Below are 24,731 nucleotides of genomic sequence, written 5' to 3' on the forward strand. Positions count from 1 at the left end.
CGACCCGATGGGCGGTCCCCGCGCCGTTCCGGGGAGTCAGTTCACGTCGAAGAAATAGGTGTAGGTGGCCAGCTGGATCCCGTCGGCGGTCGTCGCGTAGACGTTCACGGCGTAGGAGCCGCTGTCGGGCGGGGTCCAGTCGATCGTGGCCGTACCGTCCGCTTCCGCGTCCACGGTCTGCTCGGTTCCGCCCCAGTCGAAGGAGTACGTGTAGCTCACGATGTCCTTCACCTTGGGCTCGAACGTGAAGGTGCCGGTATCACCGGCCCCGCCGCCCGCGCCGTTCTCGGGAAAGTCGTCCGAACGCACGGTGGGCGTGGTGTCGGCCCACGCGTACCACGAGGCCGCGTTGCTGACCCAGCCGTCGGCGCTCTTGCTGCTCACCTCGACGCGCTCACCGCTGACGCCGTCGAAGGTGAACGGCATGTGGGCGATGCCGTCCGCCGCCGCGTCGACGGTCGTCGTCCCGTCGTGCCGGCCGCCGAAGGTCGTCACGGAGTAACTGACGACCGGGCTCGCCGACTGGAGGGCGGGATCGGGCGCGAGCGTGAGGACGTCCTTCTTGCCGAACTCGGGGGAGGCCGTGGCCGGGGTGATCGTCGGCGCCGTCGAAGCGACCATGAAGAAGTACTCCGCCGTCTTCATCGACGGGTTGCCGGCCCGGTCCCGGGCGGAGACGTAGAGCGTCATCGGTCCCGCGCCGGCCGGCGGGACCAGGGTCACCGTGGCCGTGCCGCCGTCGGCCCGCACGAAGTCGGCCGGATCGTCGTGGTAAGGGTCGCTGCCGGACGCCGGCACCGGAAGGTCCTGCTGCCAGCCGAACTCGAAGCCCTCCACGTCGTCGGCACCGTTGGCGTCGAAGGTGAAGCGCACCGGCTCGCCACCCTGGTCGAGCCGACCCTCCGGGTAGTTCGAGGAGGAGACCACCGGCGTCGGCGGATGGGTGTCGTCGATGGTGACGTAGCACGGGGCGGACCAGTCGGAGGCGTCGTTCCCGACCACCGTCTGTGCCTGCCAGGCGTAGGTCTGCCCGTCGGCGAGATCGTCGGTCGGCACGTTGACCCCCGCCTCGGACCCGATGACGGCAGGTCGGGACAACGTGCTGGTCCGCGACGGATCGGACACCGGCCACAGACGGTAGTTCAGGGACAACTGGCTGTTGTCGGCCGGGTCGGTGTCTCCCGGCACGGCGCCGATGGAGAGACCTTGCAGACCTTCGGCGAGATAAGCGGGTGCGTCGGCGTCGGTCGCGCACACCTTGTCACCGTTCAGGAGCCCAGTGGGCGTCGCAGGCGTCGCGCTCGCCGCCATCGCCGGCGATGCCAGCGCCAGCGCCAGTCCCAGCGCTCCCGCAGAAGCGAGGACGACGCGCGTGCGTGCGCCCCGGTGTCTTCGCATGGCTTCCACTCCTCAAACGCCAGGACCCGGCGCCCCCGTGGACGTCGGCCTCCGGGCGACGGAGGGATCGTAGGGGAGTTGCCTGAGGGGGACGCGTCAATTATCGGGCTTGCCCGGGGCGGTGGGCGAACACCGTCGAGCAGATGCGCAGCTGGGCTGACGGGCGCGCCGCCCGTCAGCCCCCCGGTCCCTCAAGCCGTCAGTTCTCTCCCGATCTCCGTCAACGCCTCGATCACGACCCGTACCGCCGGACGCACCGCGGCCTCCGGCCGCCACACCGCGTAGATCCTGCGGCTGAGGACGGGTTCGACCGGCAGGGCCACCACGTCCGGCGGGAGGTGGCCCAGGCCCAGGCCGGGGACCATCGCGAGGCCCACGCCGGCGGCGACCAGGGCGAGCTGGGTGGGGTGTTCGGCCACCACGTGGACGATGCGGGGTTCGGCGCCCTGCTCACGCATGGTGTGCATGAGCCATTCGTGGCAGGTCGAGCGCTGGGGCCGGCTGATCCAGGACGCGTCGAGGAGTTCGCCGATGCGTACGGCGGGACGGTCGGTCAGGGCGTGGTCCGCGGGCAGCGCCACCCTTGCCGTGTCCACCATGAGCAGGCGCCTTCTCAGCTTCCCCGGCCAGGAGATCGGCATGTGTTCCCAGTCCTGGGCGATGGCGACGTCCAGTTCACCTCGCTCCACCTGCGGCAGCGGGGAGTCGTGGTCCACCTCCCGTACGCGTACCTCCAGTTGGGGCGCGCGCTCGGCGAGGAGCCGCAGGGCCCGCGGCACCACGCCGCGCGCCGCGGTGGGGAAGGCGCCCAGGGTCAGCCGGCCCACGGGATGGTCGTTGTGCGACTGGAGTTCGGCCTCGGTCTCGTCGACCAGGGCCAGGATGTGCCGGGCGCGCTCCGCCAAAAGCAGTGCGGTGGGCGTGAGTTCCACGCCGCGGCCGGTGCGGGTGACCAGTTGGTGGCCGGTCTCCTGTTCGAGCTTGCGAAGGTGCTGGGAGACGGCCGAGGGCGTCAGGTGCAGCACCGCGGCCGCCCCGCTGACCGAGCCGTGGGCGGCCACGGCCTGCAAACTGCGGAGTCGTTCCAGGTTCAGCATGGTGAATGCCTGCTACAAACAGAACTCACAAAACCTCGCTTGTCGTGGGCTTCCCTCGATCCCAGAGTGGTGGTCATGGAATCAGTCTCCTCCGCGACCGAGAGCGCGACCGGCAACGCGACCGACAGCGGGGGTGCCGCCCCGTTCCCGAGTGCACCTTCTCCCGATCAGCGCCCCGGCCTCGACTGGCGCATCCGCTTCCTGCTACTGGCCCTGGTCTGGGGTCTCAGCTTCCTCTTCGTCAAGGTCAGCGGCGAGGCGTTCGCGCCGCTTCAGGTCGCCCTGGGCCGGGTCGCGTTCGGGGCAGTCGCGTTGCTGGTCGTGCTGGTGGTCAAGCGGGACACCCTGCCCCGCCGGCCGGCGCTGTGGCTGCACCTCGCCGTCGCCGGCTTCCTGCTGAACGCCCTGCCGTTCACGCTCTTCGCCTACTCGGAGCAGCGCATCACCTCCGCGCTCGCCGGCATCTGCAACGCCACGACTCCGCTGTTCACCCTGCTCGTGGCGATGACGGCGCTGCCGAGCGAGCGGCCCAACCGGAACCGGCTGGCCGGCATGGCCATCGGTTTCCTCGGTGTGCTCGTGGTCTTCGGCATCTGGAACGGCGCCGACGTCGGCGACCCGCTGGGCGCGGGCCTGGCACTGACGGCCGCGCTGAGCATGGGCGCCGGCTGGGTGTACGTCCGCCGTTTCCTCACGGACTCCGGGCACTCCAGCGTGTCACTGTCCGCGGCCCAGTTGACCGCCGGCGCGGTCGAACTGGCCCTGGTCACACCGTTCCTGACGTCGTTCCCGCACGCGTTCCCGCTCGCCCAGTCGCTGTCCCTGCTCACCCTCGGCACCGTCGGCACGGGCATCGCCTTCCTGATCCAGTACGGGCTGGTGCGGGACGCGGGCGCCACCGTCGCGTCCATGGTGACGTACCTCGTCCCCATCATCTCCACCGTCGCCGGCGTCATCGTGCTGGGCGAGACGCTGAACTGGCACCAGCCCGTGGGGGCCGTGGTGATCCTCGCCGGTGCCGCGCTCTCGCAGCGCAAGACTCCCTCGAAGTAATCATCCTCAAGCGTTTTGGAAACTCTCATGAAATACCCGAACCGTAGGTTGAATATCACTTCGGAAAGCCTGAAAGGAAAACCACTGTGTCTGCATCCGGCACCATCAAGAAGATACTCGTCTCGGACATCTACGTAGAGGTCCCGGTCGAGCAGATAGGCGAGCAGGACAGTCTGCGGGACGTGCTGGGAGTGGACTCCCTCGGCTTCGTCGAACTGCGCGTCCAGCTCGAGGAGGCCTTCGACATCGCCATCTCCGACGACGACTTCACCCCGGAGCACTTCGCCAGCGTCGCGTCCCTGACCTCGCTGGTAGAAAGCCTGAAGGCAGCAGCAGCCACCGCTTGACCGATGCCTCGGACAGCGCCGAACGGCGCGTGAGACACGAATGGAGCGATGTGGCCGACACCGCCACGCCGGAGCTGTACGTCACCGGAATCGGCTGGGAGACACCTCTCGGGAATTCCGTGGACGACGTATGGAAAAAGCTGCTTGAAGGAAAGTCGGGAATTACCGACACGCCTTCCGCGATTCCGGTTCGAAGTCCGCTGACAGCCATGGTGCCGACCGTTTCGGTATCCGCTGAACCCCACCTCCGACAGCAGGAACTCGCCGTACGTGCCGCGCAGGCGGCACTGGCCGACGCCGGAATTCCACCGGACGGCCCGGACACCGAGTTGATCCTCGGGACGAGTTACGCGGGAAACCTCGACGATCCCGACGTCCCCTCCCTCTACGACTGGGCCCGCCGCACGGCCGACCGGATCGGCTTCCCCGGCGCGCCGCTGTGTGTGACGACCGCCTGTTCCGCCGGGTCCGACGCCGTCCTGATGGGCGCCGAGCTGATCCGCTCGGGGCGCCGCGAGGTCTGCGTCTGTGTCGGTGTCGACGTCGTCACCGCCGCCAAGCGGCTGGGCCACTCCCTGCTCGGCACGATGAGCACCGAGGCCCTGCGCGCGTTCGACACCAGGCACAACGGCATGGTCCTCGGCGAGGGCGCCGGCGTCCTCGTCCTCGAGTCCGCGGCGCACGCCCGCCACCGGTCCGCACGGGTGCACGCCGTACTGCGCGGCGCGGGCTCCGCGAACGACGCCGCCGGCATGACCGCCCCCGATCCCAGCGGCCGCAGCGTCTGCCTGGCCGTGGAACGGGCCCTGACCGGCAGCGGCCTGAGCACCGACGACATCGCCGTGGTGAGCGCGCACGGCACCGGCACCCCCGTCAACGACGCCGTGGAGTCCACCAGCCTGCGGGCGCTGTTCGGCACCGGCCCGCACGGCCCCGTCGTCTACGGCACCAAGGGCGCGCTGGGCCACAGCCTCGGCGCCTGCGGGACCATCGAGGCCATCACCCTGATCAAGGCCCTCTCCGATCGCGAAGTACCCGCCGTCCAGGGCCTGGAGACCCCGATGGAGGACTTCCCGCTGCCGCTGCCGGTCGGCAGGCCGAGTCCGGTGCCGCCGGGCCCGGGGCTCAGCCTGACGCTGGGCTTCGGCGGCTTCAACACCGCGCTGCTGTTCTCCGTGCCGGGAGGCGACGATGACTGATTCCCGTACGCCGGCCGACCTGGCCTCCGTCGGGTACGCGGAGATCGTCACCGACGCGCCGGAGCGCCACTCCCGCAACGGGTCGTCCTTGTTCGCCGATCCCTTGGCGTGGCTGATGGCCGAGGCCGCCGAGGCCGCCGCACGGGACTGCCGCCCCGGTCTGACGGAGATCGGCGACCTGTCCGAGATCGGCGACCTGGTCGGCGTGATCGCGATCAGCGAGGTGTGCACGCTCGACACCATGCGCCAGATCGCCCGGGCCACGCCCCGGGGAAGGCTGTCGCCGCTGAAGTTCGCCGGCGCCAACCCGGGCTCGCTCGCCGGACTCGCCTGCATCCGGCAGGGGTTCCGCGGTCCGACACTCACCCTCTCCATGCCGCCGGCCGCGGCCCTGCCCACGGCCCTGGACGTGGCCGCCGGCTGGTTCGGCCGGGGCAGCGCCCGCTACGTCCTGCTCGGCACCCACCGGCAGGACGGTGACACCCACGCCGTCCGGTGCGCCGTACTGCAGTCCGTCCGCGCTCCCGAGCCGCACGCGGAGTCCGCGCTCGCCCGCCTCGCGGCACCGGTCCCCGCGACCGTCGCCGCGACCAGCTGAACGAGGTGTCCTCTCCCATGCTCACCCGACCTCTCGCCGTGGACCTGGGCATCAGCCGGGACGATGTCGTCTCGCTGCTCGCCCGTACCCTCGACCTTGGCCGGCCCGGCGACGCGCCCGACGGCCCCGACTTCGACACCGTCGCGGCCGACTTCGCGCGCCTCGGTCTGCGCGAGGGAACCCCCGTCGTCATCGCCCTCGCCAACGGCACCCACCTGCTCAAGCAGTACTTCGCCGTCCTCCTCGGCGGCTGCGTCCCGATCTCCGTCGCCCCCTCGACCCCGTCCGCCCGCGTCAACGCACTGGCCGGGCATCTGCGCGCCGGGGCACTCGTCGCCGCACGCGTCGACCCGGCCCGCTACGGCGCCGACCGGGTGCACCAGGTCGGCGAGCAACAGGCCGTACTCCTGCCGGCCGGCGGGCCGCAGGGAGCGTACGCACCGGGCCACGCGCTGATGCTCACCTCGGGCACCTCGGGCATGTTCAGCGCCTGTCTGCACCGGGTCGACTCGCTCCTGCGCAACGCGCGCCGGCACGCTGCCGCGGTGGGCACGCGGGCCGACGACCGGCTGCTGATCACGCTGCCGCTCTACTACTCGTACGCGATCGTCGCCCAGGCCCTGACCGCCCTGGTGACCGGGGCCGGGCTCGTCATCTCCGGACCGCCGTTCAACCCGGCCGGCTACCGTTCGGCCGTCGTCCGGCACGGCGTGACCTCGTCCTCCATCACCCCCACCATCGCCCGCCAGCTGGTGGAGACGGGGGAGCGGCTGCCGTCCCCGCTGCGGTCGCTCGCGGTCGGCGGCGACCGGATGGACCCGGTGCACGTCGCCGGTCTTCTCTCGCTCAACCCCACGGGCGAGCTGTACGTCACCTACGGCCTCACCGAGGCCGGCCCCCGGGTGGCCACGCTGGCCGCCCACGCCGAACCCGCGCACCGCCACGCGTCGGTGGGCCTGCCGCTCGCCGGGGTCGGCGCCACGATCCGCGAACCCGGGCCGGACGGCGTCGGGGAACTCCTGGTGGCCACCGACACGGCGCTGCTGCGCAAGGTCGGCCCCGCCGCGCGCCAACCGCTCCTGGAACCCGGCCTGGTCGCCACCGGCGACCTGTTCCGGCGCGATGACGACGGCTATCTGTACTACGAGGGCCGGCTCTCCGACTTCGTGGTGGTCCGCGGCGAGAAGGTCTCCCTCTTCACCGTCCGGCAGGCCGCGCAGACCATCCCCGGTGTCGCCCGCGCGATTCCCCGGGTCAGCCGGGACGCGGACGGCGAGACACGCATCGACCTCGAAGTCCACGCCTCCGAACCGGTCCTGGTCACCGACGACATGGTCCACGAGGCGCTGCGACCGCTGCTGCTGCGCAGCGAACGCCCCGCCGAGATCACGGTCGTTCCCGTCTCGGCGACCGTCCAGCACAAGTGAACCGGACCAGCAGGCAAAGGAGCGACACCGTGACCGCACCCCGCACCCAGCTGTTCTGCGTGCCCCACGCCGGAGGCTCCGCCGGAGTCTTCCGGCCCTGGCAGCGCACGTTCCCCGACCACATCGACGTGGTCCCCCTCGAACCCGCCGGGCGCGGCACCCGCCGCTCGGAGGACTTCGCCACCCAGGTGCCGCAGGCCGCCGCCGACCTGGCCGGACTGCTCCTCGACCGGCTCGACACGGACCGGTTCTTCCTGCTCGGCCACTGCATGGGCGCCCTGATCGCCTACGAGATGGTCCACCACCTCGAACGCGCCGGCCTGCCCACCCCGCACACCCTGATCGTGTCCGGCCGCAACCCCCCGCACCTGCAGACCGAGTGGGGCAAGCGGGTGGCCAAGCTGCCCGACGACGAACTCTTCGCGGAACTGCGCTCCGTGGGCGGAGTCCCCAAGGGACTCAGCCGCGCCATGGCCGACGGCTTCCTGCACATCATCCGCAACGACCAGGCCATGGTGCACGCCTACACCCCGACCGACCCGCCGCCCGTCGTCGACGTACCCGTGCACGTCCTGGCGGGCCGCGAGGACGAGATGACGCACCCCGACCGGCTGCTCGGCTGGTCGGCGTACACCACGGGCCCGGTCGAGGTCGAACACCTCACCGGCGGCCACTACTTCCTCTACGACTGGCCCGACCACGTCGCGTCCCGGGTGGCCGGCTGGACGGCACAGGAGGCGGTCACCGCATGAAGTACCGCCACCTGGGCACCACCGGCATCCGCGTCAGCAGCCTCTGCCTGGGCACCCTGATGTTCGGCTCCTGGGGCAACAAGAGCGCCGACGACTCCGTCCGCATCATCCACCGTGCGCTCGAAGCGGGCATCAACTACATCGACACGGCCGACTCCTACTCCCGCGGCGAGTCCGAGGAGATCGTCGGCAAGGCCCTGTCGATGTCCGGCCGCAGGGACCGCGTGATCCTGGCGACCAAGGTGCACTCCCCGATGGGCGTCGACCCCAACTCGCGTGGTAACTCCCGTCGTTGGATTCACCAGGCGGTGGACAACAGCCTGCGCCGCCTGGGCACCGAGTGGATCGACCTCTACCAGGTGCACCGGCCCGACCCGCACACGGACATCGACGAGACCCTCGGCGCGCTCACGGATCTCGTACGGGCCGGGAAGATCCGCTACTTCGGCAGTTCGACGTTCCCCGCCCACCAGATCGTCGAGGCCCAGTGGACCGCCGAACGCCGCCACCGGGAACGCTTCGTCTGCGAACAGCCCCCGTACTCGCTGCTCGCCCGCGAGATCGAGACGGACGTGCTGCCCACCTGCCTCAAGTACGGCATCGGTACGGCCACGTGGAGCCCGCTGGCCGGCGGCTGGCTCACCGGGCGCTACCGCAAGGGTCAGGAGATCGCCCGGACCGGGCGGGCCGGCCGCTGGGGCAAGCGGTACGACATGTCGACCGAGGCGAACCAGCGCAAGCTCGACGCGGTGGAGCAACTGGCCGTGCTGGCCGAGGAGTCGGGCCTCAGCCTGATCCATCTCGCCCTCGCCTTCGTCATGGAGCATCCCGGCGTGACCTCGGCGATCGTCGGGCCCCGCACGATGGAACAACTGGAGAGTCAGCTGGGAGCGGCCGACGTACGGCTCCCCCGGGACGTCCTCGACCGGATCGACGAGATCGTCCCGCCGGGTCGCACCCTCAACCCGGAGGACGGCGGCTGGAGCCCACCGGAACTCGCCGACGCTTCGCTGCGGCGACGCGGGCACTGAGGACGAGAGGAGGACGGCATGTCCGTCACGAGCGAGGAGCAGCGGCCGGCGACCACGGTCCAGGCGATCCCCGACGACCTGGCAGACCCGGCGTCCGGTCTGGCCCCGGCCGGCTGGCGGCGACGGGCCGAGCACCGCTTCGAGATCGACGCCCGCTACGACAGCGGCGACCAGCCGCTCGTCCTGGCGCACGCGGTACGGCTCGCGGCCCTGGCGGTCGCCCACGAGGCCTACCGAGTGCCCCGGGGCCATCACTGCGTCTTCCGGTCCCTGTCCTGCGCGCCCGCGGAGCCCGGCCCGCTCGCCCTGCCGCGGGGCACCCCGATCACGATCGGCCTCGACTGCCTCGACCCCGACCTGCGCCGCGGACAACTGGTCGGCGCGGGCTTCAGGGGCGAGGTCCGCACCGAGGACCGCTCGCTGGGCACCGGACAGGTGGACTTCGCGTTCCTCTCCCCGGCCGTGTACCGGTTCGTCCGCGGCACCCCGGGGCAGGCTGCGCCGGACGCACCGCCGTGGACCGGGTCGTCCGCACAGGAGTTCCGTCCGCGGCCGGACCAGCTGACCTTCCGGGGAGCACCGGTGGACCACATCCCCGGAATGACCCTCGCCGAGGCCCTGCTGGAGATGGTGCGCGACCAGACCGACGGTGCCCGGGTGACCCACTTCTCCAGCACGTTCACGGGCTACACGGTCCCCGACACCCCGTGCTCCCTCCGCCTCCGCCCCGCCGACGCGGACGGGACGCGGAGATACGAGGTGCTCGCGGTGCAGTCCGGGCGGACGGTCTGCACCGGGACCGCCGTCGTGACCTGAGCCGCGTACGCCGGCCCGCGGCTGCGAGAGCGACGCGCGCCCATTCCGTGGAGGCCCGGCACGACCGGATTCGCCCGGCTCCCTGAGAAGCCCAGGTCAGTAGCGCTCTGACCTGGGCCTCGGCCTCAGTGGAGCCCCCTGTCGGATTCGAACCGACGACCTTCGCTTTACAAGTTCGACTGCAGCTTGGCTCTGGTGCGGAGCTGCATGGTCGCCTCGGTCGAACGGAGCCGTAGCCGTGTGTTGGTGTACGGGGTCGTTGATGTCACTCGTGGATGTCAGGGGGCGTGCGACGAAGGCCCTGGTCAAGACTCCACGGAACGGCTTGGATGAGCGGGTGATCGCTCTTCCACGAAGACACGTCCGCACCGTAGGTGCCATGGCCGCGATACTGAGCAGCCTGCTCCTGGGTAGCTGCAGTGCAAAGGCTGCGAGCAGCACTGGCCATCTTGGCTCCAGTGCCCAGCCGACCTCCGCCAAGCCTGCTGCCGCGCCCGCGGGTTCAGGCATGCCCGCGTTGACCACGGCCCAGCTCATCAAACGGCTAATCACTCCCGACGAACTCGGCCTCGGCTACAAGTCCTTTGGTGACAACCAGACGGGAGTGGACCAACCGCCAGGCTTCCATACGCTCAAGCCTGGATCGGTCGCTTGTACCGACGCCATGGGCTCCTTCGCAATGAATCCCCGGGTTGGCAGGCTCTCGGCTAAGCAGTTCGCCGCCCGCACACTGGCAAACCCCACGACCGGGGCAGGCCTGAATGAATGGGTGGGCTCCTTCTCCAGCCCGGCCCAGGCCGAGCACGCCACAAACAACCTGCTGGCCGACGCGGCCACTTGCCCTACCGCGACCGTCACCTCACCGACACCCCCGGCGACAATGACTCTGACCCGGGTACCTGCTCCGCACTACGGCGATCAGAGCGCAGAACTTCTCGCCGGCGGCACTGGCGTCACCGTTGCCGAGCCGATCCTCATCATCCGATACGGAGCAAACCTGATGGCACTCACCATCGAGCCTCTCCACAACGGCGACGCCCTGGTCGCCGACGCTGCCGCGGCCGCCAACAAGCGCTTCATCAGCTGAGCGCAAGGCCTCCTGCGGCTAGGGATCTGACGCGTGCAGGCGCACGCTTTCCAAGTCTGTTGGTGCCTCATGGGGCGGCGTGCAGGGGCGTTCACCTGCGTTCGCGGTGGGTCGGCAGCTACTGCGGGGACGGCACGGGGCCTCGGCTGAATGACCGTGAACGCGGCTGAATGAGACGGAAACTGAGACGGCCCGGCACGGAGCCAGACCATCTCTACCTGGTGCAACCTTCTGATCCGTAGCTCTAGAGAGATGGGTCGGAGACGGTCATACAGGTTGCGTTCTGGCCTCAACGGGGCGCTACGGGGTGGGGCTGGTTGCTGGGGTTGCTGTACTTCGTTGCTGTACCGCTGACTGCTAGGAACAGCGCGAGGAAGGCCGTAGCGTCCGCGTTGGCGCCCACCGTCCTGGCCCAAGTCGGGGACGCGAGCAGGACCACTACTGGCTATGACACGCAGTGCTCTATAAGGGACAAGCTCATGGCTGAGCCTCCGGATTCAGTAGACCACCTGCCGCAATGCCTGCCAGCATGCACGGTCAGGTGGGCCCTTGATCTGCTGGCAGGAGGCTAGCGAGGATCGGCCATGACACCGACTCGCCCCGGTGACTCTCGGATGTGCCGCTAAGCACGGCAATGATCAGGAGCTAGGTGACTGCGCCGGGAGCTGACGGCGGCCGCCATCGAACAGGTCGTATGAACCTCAGCTGCCGACAGCCAGCCACGACGGCGAACGCGCCGACCGACCAGGCGCGCGTATGTCTCGCTGCACCCCCACCGGCCTCAGCCACGGTGCAGTGCCGTCGCCGGGAGATGCCACGCCGGCCGGTGCGGATGTTGTTCGCCGTCTAGTCCACGACTAAGTTGCGTCGGGGGATCCACTTCTGTCGAACGTATCCTCGCTAGTCAAGACGCCCCCCCCGCGCTCAGTTCGGGCCCTATGGCTGATGGACCGTCATGGAGGCTAGACGTCATATGCGTTGACCAGTCCAGTCCGGGACCTGCACATGATCAGGCACATCGGTTACGGTGAGCTATGAGCGATGTCACCTTCCTCAGGCAGCGAGAGCCCGTCGATGAATACGGTCGCGCTTTGTACGCCATCTCCCGCTCCATCTTGAGAGCGATGCTTGACCAGTTGAGCACTCAGGACCTTACCGACCTGAACGTCGATCGAGTCGACGTTACAATGCGTCAGCTTTCGCACTACGTTCGCCTCGAACGGGATAAGGGAATGCGAGGAGATGGCTTTGAATGGGCCGTTCACGAGGCGATTGCCGGTAATGAACCACTGGTTACCGAGCTTGTCGCTGACGCGCTGGCCCGCACCTCGCCCAAAGTATTCCGCGGCTCGTCTGGAACCTCCTCACTTCTTTTCGGGTATGAGCGCGCGAAGTACCTGGGATTTCTCGAAGCAGTGGTCGAAAATGCTGGAGAAGAGGCCGTCCTCCTTCCGGATAGCCAAGGAAGGCCATATAGGTTCGCCAGCGACTGGCTCAAGCATGCCGCACAGGGGGCGACCGCAGAGGTTCTCTTGGGTGAAAGAATCAAAAAAATCTGGAAGACGGACATCTTTCTTTCGGATGAAAACGCACGACGATACGCCGCCGCAACAATCAAAAGTAATCATAGGCTTCTGGAAGGAGGGCCTGGACTCCGCGTAGCGATAGTGCCAGCAGCAACGGATCTGCGACCCGGTGTCCGATACGATCGAAGCCGCGGGCTTTGGCTCACCGTACTTCCCGACCCTGACGGCTTTATGGGGCTTTTCAACGACGCATACTGGTCCGTTGCATCAGCGGTATATACGATAGGCAAGCAGGAGCGGCCGCCTTACTACATGAAACCAAGCGTCAAGGGGCAGCGGGTGGCCGAGCAGATTGAAAAATATCCAACGGCTAAAGTAATCGACATTGAGAATGCCCTCGATGAAGCCGCACAACAACATCTTGTCGAGGTAAAGCATCAGCTCGTCTCGGTAGAAGCACCCGAGTGGCTGCATATTAACGAACTGAGAACTCCGGTGATTGCCCCGAGGCCGCATTTCGAACCGCTGGATTAACAGCTTTCTCGCTGCCGCGCGAATCGCTAGGCTTCAGATTTTTTAGCTCGGAGATTCGCGCGCACTCGCGTATAAGGACTTTGCCCACCGGTGGGCGTGAGGGACCAGTTCAGATCACTTCTTGCTGACCTTGATGCGGCTGATCCAGTTGTTGTTCGCGTCGCCTCTGCTCAACTCGCATGGTTTCAACAGTGGCTGCGAACAGTTCCAGGTTATCCGCGTCCCCCTGCGTGTAAGGAGCGATGCCGAGGTCTAGGGCCGTAACGTGCTGTTCGATGTTGTCTGCAGTCTGCTGCAAATTGAATGCCCGTTCACGGGGCTTGAAGTATCCAGTGGCGGCAGTGATTACTGTGATGGTGAATCCCAAGCAGATGAGCGCCGCCTTGCCTGGTTGGGGTGGGTCATACCAAGCAGTGATCGCAGTGATCGCAGCCGAGCTGACAAAAAGTAGCCATTGCATCCAAAGGTGAACCCGGCGATAGTGCCGAGACTCTTTCCGTAGGCGACTTACCTCGGCTGGAGTTCTTTCCTTGTAAGATGCCTGACGTTCTACCGCTGAAGGCGTGAGACGTCTCGCTTCGAGGATTCGTCGCTCTTCCGCAAGTTCAAGGTCGAGTGCTAGTTTTGATACCGACGTGCCCTTATCTTCCCAATCCCAAAACTCTTCGGTGAACTCGATTCCGAACTGTAGGGCGGATGCCGCAGCAAAGACTACCGCGGTTATCAGAAATGCACCGTGGGCTGACCCGGGCATATCTTTGTTTAGCCAGATTGTGTTCTTTGTGGCAATCCACGCGAAGATGGAGAGCGCAAGGAGTGACGGTGTCCCGTAAAGTCCAGCGACCTGCAGGCGGCGATTCCTGATCCTGCGCTGCAGGTCGGCTACGTCCCGGCGGTGCTGAATCAATTCGTCGGTAGTGCTTCCGTAGCCGGGTGACGTCATGGGGTTTAAGCCCTCCTGCACGATACAACTTAGAGCGACGGCATGTTCTGCCGACGGTGACCTACCTGATTGCCCAAGGGGTAGTGTGCCAGCTATGAGTGCCGGGGATACCTGCGTTGAGTACTTAGCCCTCTGTACTGTTCCGGGGCAGCGAAACAGCGGGCTTCGCGTCTAGCCGCCGGCTCCCATCCCGTCTGCCGTCGACCCACACACCGTGGAGCGGGCGTGGTTCCTGGCGTCCAGGTGGAGCGCGCCACTGTACGAACGACCTGTGCGCCAGGGGCCGCGTCTGCTCGGCTCTGCCTGGGTCGACGGTGCACGGGATGGGAGCCTCCCACTCACGCCACTACGGACCCGCGGTCGGGAACGGCGCCCCCATCCCGGTACCGGCCTCCCCGCCGGAGGCGTCGTTCTGACCATGGCGGCTCCTGGTGGCACTCGCCTTGTGGTCTTCGTCGCTGCTATGCGCGCGGCACGGACACCGGCCGGGCTGGAGCGGGACGGAGGCAGGAGCGCAGGCCCGGCCGGGGGCCGGGCCGCGCACGCAGCGCTTGCGCGGCGACTTGACGGCCACCGCACCGAGTACGACGTCGACACCACCACGGGTGAGATCGGCCGCGTTCTCCAGCACCTCGACTCGACCACACTCCCGGCCGGCCAGCTGCTCGTCCGCTGACAACAACCGCCGCACCACCCGCTGCCCCGCCTGCGCCGAGGTCTACCGCCGCGACACCTTCCACCTCATCACCGCCGGCCTGCGCGGCGGCAAGGGCACCCCGGAACAGGTCGCAGCCCACCCCCGCGTCTTCGCCACCTTCACCGCCCCCGGCTTCGGCCCGGTCCACAACCGGCGCACCGACGGCCGCCCCTGCCGCTGCGGCACCCGTCACGGCCAGGACGACCACGCCCTTGGCGCACCGCTCGACCCGGACACGTACGACTACGAAGCGGCCGTGCTGTGGAACGCGCACGCCGGTCTCCTCTGGCGCCGCTTCTCCATCCACCTGCGCCGGGAGATCGCCAAGCGTGCTGGCCTGTCACAGCGCCGCTTCCGTGAACACGCCCGCGTCTCCTTCGCCAAGGTCGCCGAGTACCAGAAGCGCGGCGCCGTCCACTTCCACGCCGTGATCCGCCTCGACGGCCCCGGCGGCGGCGACACCCCGCCCCCGGCCTGGGCCACTGCCGAACTGCTCACCGTCGCCATCGAGGCTGCCGCCGCCAAGGCCCGCGTCGACGGCCCGGTCATCGACGGCCGCGCCCACACCTTCACCTTCGGCCGCCAGCTCGACGTCCGCACCATCCGCTCCGCCGACTTCAACGACGGCCAGGAGCTGACCGAGCGGGCCGTAGCGGCGTACATCGCCAAGTACGCCACCAAGGGCGCCGAAACCGCGACGGGCGCCCTCGACCGCCCCCTGAAGTTCGCCGCCGAACTCGCCCAGCTCGACATCAGCGACCACGCCCGCCGCCTCATCCGAACCGCCTGGACCCTCGGCGCCCGCAAGGACCTCGAACACCTCCGCCTGCGCGCCTGGGCCCACATGCTCGGCTTCCGCGGCCACTTCTCCACCAAGTCCCGCCGCTACTCCACCACCCTCGGCGTCCTCCGCGACGCCCGCGCCGAATGGCGCCGCGCACAAGCGACAGCAGCCAGCGGCCCGGTGACCGAGACGACGTACGTCCTCGCCCACTGGGTCTTCGCCGGCACCGGTCTGTCCGAGGCCGAAGCCTGGCTGGCCGCATCCCTCGAACCCGCTCCCGGAACGGAAGGAGAACCCACCCGTGCATGACGACGAGCTGCTGACGGTCCCGGACGTCATGGCGCGTCTCAAGCTCGGCCGCTCCACGGTCTATGACCTCATCCGCTCCCGGCGTCTTCCCTCGATCACCATCGGCCGGTGCCGCCGTATCCCGGCGCGGGCTGTCCGCGAGTACATCACCACCGAACTGGAGGCAGCCGCCTGATGGCCCAGCAACGCAAGCGGAATCCCAACGGCGCCGGCACCATCACCAAGCGCAAAGACGGCCGGTTCCAGTGCGCGGTCTACGTGCTCCAGCCGGACGGCACCCGCGCCCGCAAGTTCGCCTACGGCAAGACCTGGGCCGAGTGCGACGCCAAACGCCGAGAACTGCTCGACAAGGTGACCAGGGCGTGCCCGTGCCCACCAAGTCGGCCAAGCTCTCGGAGTGGCTGCCGTACTGGCTGGAGCACTTCATCAAGCCGAACCGCAAGCGCACGACGTACAGCAAGTACGCGATGCACGTGCGCCTCTACCTCGTGCCGCTGCTCGGCTCCAAGAGCCTGGAGGCGCTGGGACCCCGCCACGTGCGGACGTTCGTCGCTGAGGTGTCGCGCCGGGCCTCCCCGGCCACGGCCAAGGAGGCGCACCGTGTGCTGCGGACCGCCCTCACCGCGGCCTGCCGTGAGGAGCTGGTGACGCGGAACGCCGCCTCGCTCGTGGAGGCCCCGAAGGTGCCTCGCCGGGAGCTGACTCCCTGGACGCTGGACGAGACGCTGAGGTTCCTGGAGGAGGCCCGCCGCGATCCGCTGTACGCCGCCTTCGTCCTGGCGGTCTCCATGGGCCTGCGGCGCGGCGAGATCCTGGGGCTCCGCTGGTCGGACGTGGACCTCGAACACCGGGTGTTGCGAATCAGCAATCAGGTGCAGCGCGTGGGCGGGGAGCTGTACGAGGACACCACCAAGAGCGGCCGGGCGCGTCCCGTGCCCCTCCCCCTGATCTGCCTGGCAGCGCTCCGTTGGCACCGGATGCGGCAGAGGGAGGCTGCGCGGCTCAAGGGGGTCGAGCTGTCCCCGTCCGCGTACGTCTTCACCACCCGCACCGGTCGCCCGGTCGACCCGCAGAACATCAACCGGTCGTTCTTCCGCATCACCGCCGCCGCCGGCCTTCGGCGCATCCGTCTGCACGACGCCCGGCACGGCTGCGCCACGCTCCTCACCGCGGCCGGTGTCGCGCCCCGCGTCGTGATGGAGATCCTGGGCCACAGCCAGATCAGCATCACCATGGACGTCTACACGCACGTGGCCTCGGACACGCAGCGCGAGGCCATCAGCCACATGGATCGCCTGCTCAGGCGCCGTCTCGACCGTGAGTGACCGCCCGCGTTGATGTCATCCGTGGATGCCGAACGCCCCGGACCGATCACCGGCCGGGGCGTTCGCGCTGTTCAACCCAAGAGCCCCCTGTCGGATTCGAACCGACGACCTTCGCTTTACAAGAGCGGCGCTCTGACCAGCTGAGCTAAGGAGGCCTGGTCCGCGTCTGTGCGGACCTGCCTGTGCAGTGTACCCACGTCGCCTCGTGGGCCTGTCGAGAATTTCCCCGAAGTTCACAGCCGCCCATGTACTGACAGACCGGTGATCGCCGGGTACCGTCTCGGTTCAGTTCACTCGCGTGGACTACGCCAACCACCTTCCTACAACGGATCGTCCGGCACGTTCCTGCCGGTAGAAGGGGGCCCATTCACCATGGCCACTGTCACGTTCGACCAGGCGACCCGGATCTACCCGGGTTCCACCAAGCCCGCCGTCGACAAGCTCGACATCGCGATCGAGGACGGCGAGTTCCTCGTCCTGGTCGGCCCGTCGGGTTGCGGGAAGTCCACCTCGCTGCGGATGCTCGCGGGCCTGGAGGACGTCAACGCCGGCGCCATCCGCATCGGCGACCGCGACGTCACCCACCTGCCGCCCAAGGACCGGGACATCGCCATGGTGTTCCAGAACTACGCCCTGTACCCGCACATGACGGTCGCCGACAACATGGGCTTCGCGCTCAAGATCGCCGGCGTCAACAAGGCGGAGATCCGGCAGAAGGTCGAGGAGGCCGCGAAGATCCTCGACCTCACCGAGTACCTGGACCGCAAGCCCAAGGCCCTCTCCGGCGGTCAGCGCCAGCGTGTCGCGATGGGCCGCGCGATCGTGCGCGAGCCGCAGGTCTTCCTCATGGACGAGCCGCTGTCCAACCTGGACGCCAAGCTCCGTGTCTCGACCCGCACCCAGATCGCCTCGCTCCAGCGCCGGCTCGGCATCACCACCGTCTACGTCACCCACGACCAGGTCGAGGCCATGACGATGGGCGACCGCGTGGCGGTCCTCAAGGACGGTCTGCTCCAGCAGATCGACACCCCGCGCAACATGTACGACAAGCCCGCGAACCTCTTCGTCGCCGGCTTCATCGGCTCCCCGGCCATGAACCTGGTCGAGGTCCCGATCACCGACGGCGGCGTGAAGTTCGGCAACAGCGTGGTGCCCGTCAACCGGGACGCCCTCAAGGCCGCCACCGACAAGGGTGACCGTACGGTGACCGTGGGCGTGCGCCCGGAGCACTTCGACGTGGTCGAGCACAACGGCGGCGCGGCGAGCGCCCTCAGCAAGGACACCGCCGACGCCCCGGCCGGCCTCGCCGTCTCGGTGAACGTGGTCGAGGAGCTGGGCGCCGACGGCTACGTCTACGGCAGCGCCGACCTCGACGGCGAGTCGAAGGAGCTGGTCGTGCGCGTGCCCGGCCGCCAGGTGCCGGAGAAGGGCGCCACGCTGCACGTCGTGCCGCGGCCCGGCGAGACGCACGTCTTCTCCACCTCCACCGGCGAGCGGCTGTCCGACTGAGCACCGTCCGAAGAGGGCCCCGCGGTGCGCCGCGGGGCCCTCTTCGCATGATCGTTCCGGGCGCGGCCGTCAACCCCCTACCCCGAAAACCGTCGTTTCTCATCCCCCGTAAGAGTGACTGACCGTCCTGGTGGCATTACCGACCGCTACCCTCACACGCGTGAAGCACTCACTCACCACTCAGACGCGACGCAGCCACCGGGGCCCTGCCCGCCGGGTCGGCCGCTCCCTCGCCCTCGTCCTGCCCGTCGTCCTGGTGCTCTCGGGAACCCTCGCGGTCACCCGGGTCAACTGGACGGGAAGCCCCGCCAGCTCGGTGCTCACCGCCTCGGACGTCATCTCGGCGGAGGCCGCCCCCAAGGCGGTCGCCCACGCCCCCGAGGACGTGCTGCGGGACCGCCTGATGAGCGAGCTGCACGAGAAGAACCCGGGCGTGGTCCTCACCCACCTCCAGGAGGCCGTCAACGGCCGCCCGTCGCTCGCCCGGCACTGCTCCGCCATCGCCCGCGCCCTCGGCAAGGCCGCGGTGCGCATCTACGGCGCCGCGCGCGCCCAGTCGTACGCCCGCCCGGTGTGCGACACCTCCTTCGCCACCGGGGTGCTGGCCGCACGCGGCTGAACCCCGCTCGGGGCGCCACGTACAGTGCGGTTCATGACCCATCCGAACGCCGCGTCGCGCCCCACCCAAGCCGTGATCCTGGCCGGCGGCCAGGGCTCCCGGCTGCGTCCGTACACCGACGACCGGCCCAAGCCGATGGTCGAGATCCCCGGCACGGGCACCCCGATCATCGGCCACCAGCTCACCTGGCTCGCCGAGGAGGGTGTGACGGACGTGGTGGTCTCCTGCGGCCACCTCGCCGACGTCCTCCAGGACTGGCTGGACTCGGCCCAGCTGCCGGTCTCCGTGCGCACCGTCGTGGAGACCGAGCCCCTCGGCCGCGGCGGCGGACTCAAGTTCGCCGCCGCGCACCTCCCCCACCCCGACCGGCCCTGGTACGCCACCAACGGCGACATCTGGACCCGCTTCTCGCTGCGGGACATGGCCGACTTCCACACCGAGCGGGACGCCGTGGCGACACTGGCGCTGGCCCGGCCCCGCATCCCCTGGGGCGCGGTGAAGACCGACGGCTTCGGCCACATCACCGACTTCATCGAGGCGCCGCCGTCCACGTTCGAGATCAACGCCGGTGTGTACGTGTTCTCACCGGGGTTCACCGCGCTGCTGCCCGAGCGGGGCGACCACGAGCGCACCACGTTCCCGGGTCTCGCCCGGGAACGGAAGCTCGCCGGGTTCCCGCTGCCGCAGGGGGCGTACTGGAGGGCCATCGACACGGCGAAGGATCTGACCGAGGCGGCCAAGGAGTTGGCCGGGCTGGGCCGGTAGCACCGAGCGCGCGCCGTACAGGACGGGGCCCCCGCACCGGGCAGGTGCGGGGGCCCTCTTCCGTGGCGTCACCTCAGCCCAACAGGCCGCCGACCAGGCCCGGTTCACCGGTGGAGCCGCCGCCGGAGGTGGTGGCGCCGCCCGGGGAGGTGCCGCCGGAGGTGGCGGTGCCGCCGCCCGTGCTGGTCGGGCCGGCCGTGGTGCTGGGGGCGCCGCCGGTGGGCGCGGACTGGCGGGGCGGGAGCTGGCCCGTGGTGCCCTGTGTCTGGCTGGGCGTGGTCGTCGTACCGCCCGCGCTGTGCGTCGCGCCCGGGGTGCCGGCCGCACCGGACGGGCTCGCGCCGGTCGTGGCGCCGCCCGAGGGGGAGGCGGGGGCCGAGGGGGTGTGCTTCCGCTTGGTGCCGGGCTCGCCCGGGAGCGGGGAGCCGGGGACGTTGTTGCGGGGGGCCTCGCCGGGGCCGGGGACGACCACCCGGCTGGAGTCGCGGACCGCGCCGCCGAGCAGCGAGCCGACCAGCAGGGTGAGGCCGACGGTGAGCGCGGTGATCAGTGCGCCGCGGCGCAGCACGTAGCGGCGCAGCTCCCAGATGTCGGAGCGCGGGCCGAGCCGCCGCCAGGCGCTGCCCGCGAGCCGGCCGTCCACCGAGTAGACGGGGGCACCGGCGATGATCAGCGGGGACCAGGCGGCCAGATAGATGATGTCGGGGGCGTCGTACGCCGGGACGGTCTTCCAGCTGACGGTTACGATCAGCGCGGCCGACAGCAGCGCGCCGACCACCGCGGCGACCCGCTGCCAGCAGCCGAGGATCGTCAGCACGCCCACCACGACCTGGAGGAACGCGATCACGAGGCCCGAGCCGACCGGGTGGTGCAGGGCGACCTGGCGCAGCGGCTCGGCGACGTCCCAGGGGTGCAGGGTGTTGAGCCAGGTGACCATGGAGCCGCGCTTGCCACCGTCGAAGTAGACGGGGTCGCACAGCTTGCCCATGCCGGCGTAGATGGAGATGAAGCCCAGGAAGATGCGCAGCGGGAGCAGCACCACGCCGAGGTTCATCCGGCGGCCGGGGTAGTAGGCGTGCCTGCCCGGGTCGTCGGCGGCCCGCTTGGCGGAGCGCGGGGCGTCGGGGTCGTACTCCTCGGCGAGCGGGTGGGATCCGGTGTCCTCGTCGTACCCGTCGTACTCGCCGTACTCGTCATGGGACCCGAACCCGGGCCGGGCGTACGGCTGTTGGTCGTAGGAGCCGGTGCGCATATGGGGCAGCAGGCGGGTGCCGCCGTCGTCGGCCGCGGTGCGCTGGTGGCCGACGACGGGGGTCTCGACGGTCTCGCCGAGCGCGTCGTAGGCGTCGCCGTAGTCGGTGGTGCCGACGCGCGGGATGACCCGGGTGGCGCCGGTGTCGGACTCGTCGGCGTGGCCGACGATGCTGCCCCGCACGGCCTGGAGGAGCCGGTGGGCGCCGGTGTCGTCGGGGGCGGACTTGCCGCTCCACACGAGGGGGCGGCGACGGCCGGCACCGGCCCTGCCCGCCGGGCCCGCGACGGGCATCCGGGCGGTGTCCTGGCCGGCGCTGAGGTGACGGGCGATCCGCGGCGACCGGGTGCGCCGGGCCGACGCGCCCAGCTGCACGCGGAAGCTGGCGTGGTTGACGATGACCTGCGCCGGATCGCTCGGCACCTTCACCATGCTCAGCGCGGGAGCGTCGTCGAATCCCGACGAGCGGTCCCCCGTGGGTGTGCGGGGTGTTCTGGTGTCCACACTCATCTAACCGAGTGACGTGGAGTTAGGACACTGCTTTGACCGGCCGGATGTGTCCGGGCCCCGTCAAAGCAGCGTCGCACGCCATATGGACGCCGGAATTCCCGCGTAAGGGTGAAGTTCCGGACGGGTGTTCAGGCGCGTCGGCGGGCGGCCTCGTACAGCACGATGCCCGCGGCCACACCGGCGTTCAGGGACTCGGCGCCGCCCGGCATCGGGATGCGCACCCGGACGTCGCAGGTCTCGCCGACCAGCCGGGACAGGCCCTTGCCCTCGCTGCCGACCACGATCACGACCGGGCCCTGGAGGGCGTCCAGGTCGCCGAGTTCGGCCTCGCCGTCCGCGGCCAGACCGACCACCGTGAGCCCGGCCTTCTTGTACTGCTCCAGCGCCCGGGTGAGGTTGGTGGCGCGGGCCACCGGGGTGCGGGCGGCGGTGCCGGCGGAGGTCTTCCAGGCGCCCGCGGTCATGCCGGCCGAGCGGCGCTCGGGCACGACCACGCCGTGCCCGCCGAAGGCGGAGACGGAGCGGACGACCGCGCCGAGGTTGCGCGGGTCGGTGACCCCGTCGAGCGCCACGACCAGCGGGTCCTCGCCCTCGTCGGCGGCGGCGTCGAGCAGGTCCTCCGGGTGCGCGTACTCGTACGGCGGGACCTGGAGGACCAGGCCCTGGTGGTTCAGGCCGTTGGTCATCCGGTCCAGCTCGGGGCGCGGGGCCTCCATCAGGTTGATGCCGCCGCGCTCGGCGACGAGCTGGAGGGCCTCGCGGACGCGCTCGTCGTTGTCGATGAACTGCTGCACGTACAGGGTGTTCGCGGGCACGCCCTCGCGCAGCGCCTCGACCACCGGGTTACGGCCGACGACCAGCTCGGACGTGGACCTGCCGCCGCCCCTGCGCTGCTGCGGGCGGCCGCCCTGCGCGCGCCGGGCCTTGGCCGCGGCGGCACGCTGCTTGGCGTGGCCCTTGCGCATCTCGGCGGGCGGGGTCGGGCCCTTGCCCTCCAGGCCCCGGCGCCGCTGGCCGCCACTGCCGACCTGCGCGCCCTTCTTGCCGGACATGCGGCGGTTGTTCGCGGCCATGAGTCATCCGTTCCGTGAGCTTCGTTCGTACGTACGTCTTATGCAGTGTGCCGCCCGGGAGGCCGGGCGGCACAATCGATCAAGGGCCGGGCGGCCCGGCGGCTAACGCGCGCCCAGCGTCCAGCGCGGGCCCTGCGGGCTGTCCTCGATGGCGAGGCCCGCCTGGGCGAGCTGGTCGCGGATGGCGTCGGCGGTGGCCCAGTCCTTGCGGGCGCGGGCGGACTCGCGCTGGTCGAGGACGAGCCGTACGAGGCTGTCGACCACGCCGTGCAGGTCCTCGCTCTGGTCGGACTCGCCGGCCCACCGGGGGTCGAGCGGGTCCAGGCCGAGGACGCCGAGCATGGCGCGCACCTCGGCGAGGCGGGCGACCGCGGCGTCCTTGTCGTCGGCGGCCAGCGCGCTGTTGCCCTGGCGGACGGTGGTGTGCACCACGGCGAGGGCCTGCGGGACGCCCAGGTCGTCGTCCATCGCCTCGGCGAAGGCGGGCGGGACCTCGGCGGCGGGCTCCACGGTCTTGCCGGCCAGCTCGGTGACCCGCTGCACGAAGCCCTCGATGCGGGCGAAGGCGGACTCGGCCTCGCGCAGGGCGTCCTCGCTGTACTCGATGGTCGAGCGGTAGTGCGGGGTGCCCAGGTAGTAGCGGAGCACGATGGGGCGCCACTGCTTGACCATCTCGGAGACCAGAACGCTGTTGCCGAGCGACTTCGACATCTTCTCGCCGCTCATGGTGACCCAGGCGTTGTGCACCCAGTAGCGGGCGAACTCGTCGCCGAAGGCCTTGGCCTGCGCGATCTCGTTCTCGTGGTGCGGGAAGATCAGGTCCAGGCCGCCGCCGTGGATGTCGAAGACGGAGCCCAGGTACTTGTGGGCCATCGCCGAGCACTCCAGGTGCCAGCCGGGGCGGCCGCGGCCCCACGGGGTCTCCCAGTCGGGCTCGCCCGGCTTGGTGGCCTTCCACATGGCGAAGTCGCGGGGGTCGCGCTTGCCGGTGATGCCCTCCTCGGCGGGCTGGCGCATCTCGTCCAGGTCCTGCTTGGACAGCTCCAGGTAGGAGGGCCAGGAGCGGACGTCGAAGTAGACGCTGCCGTCGGCCTCGTAGGCGTGGCCGCGCTCGATGAGGGTGCGCATCATCTCGACCATCTCGGTCACGTGGCCGGTGGCGCGCGGCTCGTAGGTCGGGGGCAGGCAGCCCAGGGCCGTGTAGCCGTCGTTGAAGGCGCGCTCGTTCGCGTAGCCGATGGACCACCACGGGCGGTCCTGCTCGTGGGCCTTGGCGATGATCTTGTCGTCGATGTCGGTGACGTTCCTGACGAACGTCACCGCGTAGCCGCGGTACTCGAACCAGCGGCGCATGATGTCGAAGTTGAGGCCCGAGCGGATGTGCCCGATGTGGGGGGCCGCCTGCACGGTGGCGCCACACAGGTAGATCGAGACACAACCCGGCTTGACCGGGGTGAAATCACGGATCTGCCGGGCGCTGGTGTCGTACAGGCGAATAGTCACCACTCCAGGGTAGTGGGCGCGGGCCAGTGCCTCACGCCCCTTCCCCTCTTTACCGCACCGCGCGCTCCTCGCCGGCGCACCCGCGCGTCGCCCCTCAGAGGCGGCCGACGACCTTGCGCGGGGTGATCCGCACCACCACCCGATCGGCGTCGTGCACCGAGTCCGGGTTGAACTCGGCGTACTTCTTGCCGGTGTACTTGAGGCTCAGTTCGTCGATGAGGTCCCGCGCGCCCTCGGCGGTCATCTCGGCGGTGCCGCGGATCTCGGCGTACTCGTAGGGCTGTTCGGGGTCCATGACGGTCACGGTGACGCGGGGGTCGCGGTCGAGGTTCTTCTTCTTGCGGCGGTCGACCGTGGTGGAGAAGAGGAGGTCGTCGCCGTCCCGCTTCACCCAGACCGGGGACATCTGCGGGCTGCCGTCGGGCTGGACGGTGCCGACGACGATGAACACCTTGCCGTCGAGCAGGGACTTGAGCCGGTCGGACAGGGCGGCGGGCATGGGTACCTCCGGAAAGCCGTGGACGTGACTCTCCGGGTACCCTCGCACGCGCTCGGCTCACCCGCACCAGGAGGGCGC

The 24,731-nt window shown here is 69.6% G+C and carries 21 protein-coding genes, 2 tRNA genes and 2 pseudogenes; 16 read left to right on the plus strand and 9 right to left on the minus strand.

What is annotated here, in order from left to right; translation table 11 throughout:
* Window positions 1–36 precede the first annotated feature (36 nt).
* A complete protein-coding gene (locus BLW85_RS18545) occupies window positions 37–1,398 on the minus strand; it encodes a hypothetical protein (protein ID WP_074992632.1) in 1,362 nt (453 codons plus the stop codon).
* Window positions 1,399–1,589: 191 nt separating this feature from the next.
* The gene (locus BLW85_RS18550) at window positions 1,590–2,495 is read right to left on the minus strand and encodes a LysR family transcriptional regulator (protein ID WP_074992633.1); all 906 of its coding nucleotides are present in this window, start codon (window positions 2,493–2,495) and stop codon (window positions 1,590–1,592) included.
* A 75-nt stretch (window positions 2,496–2,570) separates the two neighbouring features.
* Here BLW85_RS18550 and BLW85_RS18555 point away from each other — a divergent pair, with 75 nt between their 5' ends.
* The 8 genes from BLW85_RS18555 (at window position 2,571) to BLW85_RS18590 (ending at window position 9,718) form a co-directional block, all read left to right on the plus strand.
* Window positions 2,571–3,548: a DMT family transporter gene (locus tag BLW85_RS18555; protein WP_070024084.1), complete on the plus strand. Its 978-nt coding sequence runs from the start codon at window positions 2,571–2,573 to the stop codon at window positions 3,546–3,548.
* A gap of 86 nt (window positions 3,549–3,634) precedes the next feature.
* Window positions 3,635–3,895: an acyl carrier protein gene (locus tag BLW85_RS18560; protein WP_070024085.1), complete on the plus strand. Its 261-nt coding sequence runs from the start codon at window positions 3,635–3,637 to the stop codon at window positions 3,893–3,895.
* 50 nt (window positions 3,896–3,945) lie between these two features.
* Window positions 3,946–5,094: a beta-ketoacyl synthase N-terminal-like domain-containing protein gene (locus BLW85_RS18565; RefSeq protein ID WP_074992634.1), complete on the plus strand. Its 1,149-nt coding sequence runs from the start codon at window positions 3,946–3,948 to the stop codon at window positions 5,092–5,094.
* A complete protein-coding gene (locus BLW85_RS18570) occupies window positions 5,087–5,692 on the plus strand; it encodes a hypothetical protein (RefSeq protein ID WP_074992635.1) in 606 nt (201 codons plus the stop codon). Before BLW85_RS18565 ends, BLW85_RS18570 begins: the two co-directional genes overlap by 8 nt.
* Before the next feature lie 17 nt (window positions 5,693–5,709).
* Complete coding sequence (locus tag BLW85_RS18575) at window positions 5,710–7,119, plus strand: class I adenylate-forming enzyme family protein (protein WP_074992636.1); 1,410 nt, start codon at window positions 5,710–5,712, stop codon at window positions 7,117–7,119.
* A 29-nt stretch (window positions 7,120–7,148) separates the two neighbouring features.
* Window positions 7,149–7,871, plus strand: a complete 723-nt coding sequence (locus BLW85_RS18580; RefSeq protein ID WP_070024090.1) for a thioesterase II family protein — start codon at window positions 7,149–7,151, stop codon at window positions 7,869–7,871.
* The gene (locus tag BLW85_RS18585) at window positions 7,868–8,902 is read left to right on the plus strand and encodes an aldo/keto reductase (RefSeq protein WP_070024092.1); all 1,035 of its coding nucleotides are present in this window, start codon (window positions 7,868–7,870) and stop codon (window positions 8,900–8,902) included. The genes BLW85_RS18580 and BLW85_RS18585 overlap by 4 nt, the downstream gene beginning before the upstream one ends.
* Before the next feature lie 18 nt (window positions 8,903–8,920).
* Window positions 8,921–9,718 carry an AfsA-related hotdog domain-containing protein gene (locus BLW85_RS18590; RefSeq protein WP_074992637.1) on the plus strand — a complete coding sequence of 266 codons (798 nt, stop codon included), beginning with the start codon at window positions 8,921–8,923 and terminating at the stop codon, window positions 9,716–9,718.
* Window positions 9,719–9,847: 129 nt separating this feature from the next.
* Here the strand turns inward: BLW85_RS18590 and BLW85_RS39430 are convergent.
* A tRNA-OTHER gene (locus tag BLW85_RS39430) sits at window positions 9,848–9,912 on the minus strand.
* 185 nt (window positions 9,913–10,097) lie between these two features.
* Between BLW85_RS39430 and BLW85_RS38870 the strand changes: the two genes are divergently transcribed.
* On the plus strand, window positions 10,098–10,805 hold the full coding sequence (locus BLW85_RS38870; RefSeq protein ID WP_143060452.1) for a hypothetical protein: 708 nt from the start codon (window positions 10,098–10,100) through the stop codon (window positions 10,803–10,805).
* Between the two features lie 1,034 nt (window positions 10,806–11,839).
* Window positions 11,840–12,865, plus strand: a complete 1,026-nt coding sequence (locus BLW85_RS38875) for a hypothetical protein (RefSeq protein WP_143060453.1) — start codon at window positions 11,840–11,842, stop codon at window positions 12,863–12,865.
* Between the two features lie 109 nt (window positions 12,866–12,974).
* On the opposite strand, the gene BLW85_RS38880 is transcribed toward BLW85_RS38875, so the two are convergent.
* The gene (locus BLW85_RS38880; protein ID WP_208624859.1) at window positions 12,975–13,808 is read right to left on the minus strand and encodes an SLATT domain-containing protein; all 834 of its coding nucleotides are present in this window, start codon (window positions 13,806–13,808) and stop codon (window positions 12,975–12,977) included.
* A gap of 418 nt (window positions 13,809–14,226) precedes the next feature.
* Here BLW85_RS38880 and BLW85_RS18605 point away from each other — a divergent pair.
* The 3 genes and pseudogenes from BLW85_RS18605 to BLW85_RS18615 all read left to right on the plus strand — a co-directional run bounded on the left by BLW85_RS18605 (window position 14,227) and on the right by BLW85_RS18615 (window position 16,923).
* Window positions 14,227–15,598 (plus strand): annotated as a pseudogene (locus BLW85_RS18605) (replication initiator).
* Entirely contained in the window at window positions 15,591–15,773 is a 183-nt protein-coding gene (locus BLW85_RS18610; protein WP_074992639.1) for a helix-turn-helix domain-containing protein, read from the plus strand. The pseudogene BLW85_RS18605 and the gene BLW85_RS18610 overlap by 8 nt, the downstream one beginning before the upstream one ends.
* Window positions 15,773–16,923 (plus strand): annotated as a pseudogene (locus tag BLW85_RS18615) (tyrosine-type recombinase/integrase). Before BLW85_RS18610 ends, BLW85_RS18615 begins: the two are co-directional and overlap by 1 nt.
* A gap of 81 nt (window positions 16,924–17,004) precedes the next feature.
* Here the strand turns inward: BLW85_RS18615 and BLW85_RS18620 are convergent.
* A tRNA-Thr gene (locus BLW85_RS18620) sits at window positions 17,005–17,078 on the minus strand.
* Between the two features lie 217 nt (window positions 17,079–17,295).
* Between BLW85_RS18620 and BLW85_RS18625 the strand changes: the two genes are divergently transcribed.
* From BLW85_RS18625 to BLW85_RS18635, 3 genes are all read left to right on the plus strand, one after another.
* A complete protein-coding gene (locus BLW85_RS18625; RefSeq protein WP_070024096.1) occupies window positions 17,296–18,432 on the plus strand; it encodes an ABC transporter ATP-binding protein in 1,137 nt (378 codons plus the stop codon).
* Window positions 18,433–18,592: 160 nt separating this feature from the next.
* Complete coding sequence (locus tag BLW85_RS18630; protein ID WP_070024099.1) at window positions 18,593–19,051, plus strand: hypothetical protein; 459 nt, start codon at window positions 18,593–18,595, stop codon at window positions 19,049–19,051.
* Window positions 19,052–19,084: 33 nt separating this feature from the next.
* On the plus strand, window positions 19,085–19,816 hold the full coding sequence (locus BLW85_RS18635; RefSeq protein ID WP_070024100.1) for a nucleotidyltransferase family protein: 732 nt from the start codon (window positions 19,085–19,087) through the stop codon (window positions 19,814–19,816).
* 73 nt (window positions 19,817–19,889) lie between these two features.
* Here BLW85_RS18635 and BLW85_RS18640 read toward each other — a convergent pair whose 3' ends face one another.
* From BLW85_RS18640 to BLW85_RS18655, 4 genes are all read right to left on the minus strand, one after another.
* Complete coding sequence (locus BLW85_RS18640; protein ID WP_208624860.1) at window positions 19,890–21,578, minus strand: DoxX family protein; 1,689 nt, start codon at window positions 21,576–21,578, stop codon at window positions 19,890–19,892.
* A gap of 128 nt (window positions 21,579–21,706) precedes the next feature.
* Window positions 21,707–22,651, minus strand: coding sequence for a 23S rRNA (guanosine(2251)-2'-O)-methyltransferase RlmB (gene rlmB, locus BLW85_RS18645; protein WP_070024103.1), 945 nt, complete (start codon window positions 22,649–22,651; stop codon window positions 21,707–21,709).
* A 102-nt stretch (window positions 22,652–22,753) separates the two neighbouring features.
* A complete protein-coding gene (cysS, locus tag BLW85_RS18650; protein WP_074992641.1) occupies window positions 22,754–24,154 on the minus strand; it encodes a cysteine--tRNA ligase in 1,401 nt (466 codons plus the stop codon).
* A 94-nt stretch (window positions 24,155–24,248) separates the two neighbouring features.
* Window positions 24,249–24,653: a PPOX class F420-dependent oxidoreductase gene (locus BLW85_RS18655; RefSeq protein WP_074992642.1), complete on the minus strand. Its 405-nt coding sequence runs from the start codon at window positions 24,651–24,653 to the stop codon at window positions 24,249–24,251.
* Window positions 24,654–24,731 lie beyond the last annotated feature (78 nt).

This window comes from Streptomyces misionensis (assembly GCF_900104815.1).
Taxonomy (GTDB): domain Bacteria; phylum Actinomycetota; class Actinomycetes; order Streptomycetales; family Streptomycetaceae; genus Streptomyces; species Streptomyces misionensis.

What these genes read in the sequence shown, in the direction of transcription:
- BLW85_RS18545 (WP_074992632.1), bottom strand. Translation starts at nt 1,398, where the DNA reads ATGCGAAGACACCGGGGCGCACGCACGCGCGTCGTCCTCGCTTCTGCG.
- BLW85_RS18550 (WP_074992633.1), bottom strand. Translation starts at nt 2,495, where the DNA reads ATGCTGAACCTGGAACGACTCCGCAGTTTGCAGGCCGTGGCCGCCCAC.
- BLW85_RS18555 (WP_070024084.1), top strand. Translation starts at nt 2,571, where the DNA reads ATGGAATCAGTCTCCTCCGCGACCGAGAGCGCGACCGGCAACGCGACC.
- BLW85_RS18570 (WP_074992635.1), top strand. Translation starts at nt 5,087, where the DNA reads ATGACTGATTCCCGTACGCCGGCCGACCTGGCCTCCGTCGGGTACGCG.
- BLW85_RS18575 (WP_074992636.1), top strand. Translation starts at nt 5,710, where the DNA reads ATGCTCACCCGACCTCTCGCCGTGGACCTGGGCATCAGCCGGGACGAT.
- BLW85_RS18585 (WP_070024092.1), top strand. Translation starts at nt 7,868, where the DNA reads ATGAAGTACCGCCACCTGGGCACCACCGGCATCCGCGTCAGCAGCCTC.
- BLW85_RS18590 (WP_074992637.1), top strand. Translation starts at nt 8,921, where the DNA reads ATGTCCGTCACGAGCGAGGAGCAGCGGCCGGCGACCACGGTCCAGGCG.
- BLW85_RS38870 (WP_143060452.1), top strand. Translation starts at nt 10,098, where the DNA reads ATGGCCGCGATACTGAGCAGCCTGCTCCTGGGTAGCTGCAGTGCAAAG.
- BLW85_RS38875 (WP_143060453.1), top strand. Translation starts at nt 11,840, where the DNA reads ATGAGCGATGTCACCTTCCTCAGGCAGCGAGAGCCCGTCGATGAATAC.
- BLW85_RS38880 (WP_208624859.1), bottom strand. Translation starts at nt 13,808, where the DNA reads ATGACGTCACCCGGCTACGGAAGCACTACCGACGAATTGATTCAGCAC.
- BLW85_RS18625 (WP_070024096.1), top strand. Translation starts at nt 17,296, where the DNA reads ATGGCCACTGTCACGTTCGACCAGGCGACCCGGATCTACCCGGGTTCC.
- BLW85_RS18635 (WP_070024100.1), top strand. Translation starts at nt 19,085, where the DNA reads ATGACCCATCCGAACGCCGCGTCGCGCCCCACCCAAGCCGTGATCCTG.
- BLW85_RS18640 (WP_208624860.1), bottom strand. Translation starts at nt 21,578, where the DNA reads ATGAGTGTGGACACCAGAACACCCCGCACACCCACGGGGGACCGCTCG.
- rlmB (WP_070024103.1), bottom strand. Translation starts at nt 22,651, where the DNA reads ATGGCCGCGAACAACCGCCGCATGTCCGGCAAGAAGGGCGCGCAGGTC.
- BLW85_RS18655 (WP_074992642.1), bottom strand. Translation starts at nt 24,653, where the DNA reads ATGCCCGCCGCCCTGTCCGACCGGCTCAAGTCCCTGCTCGACGGCAAG.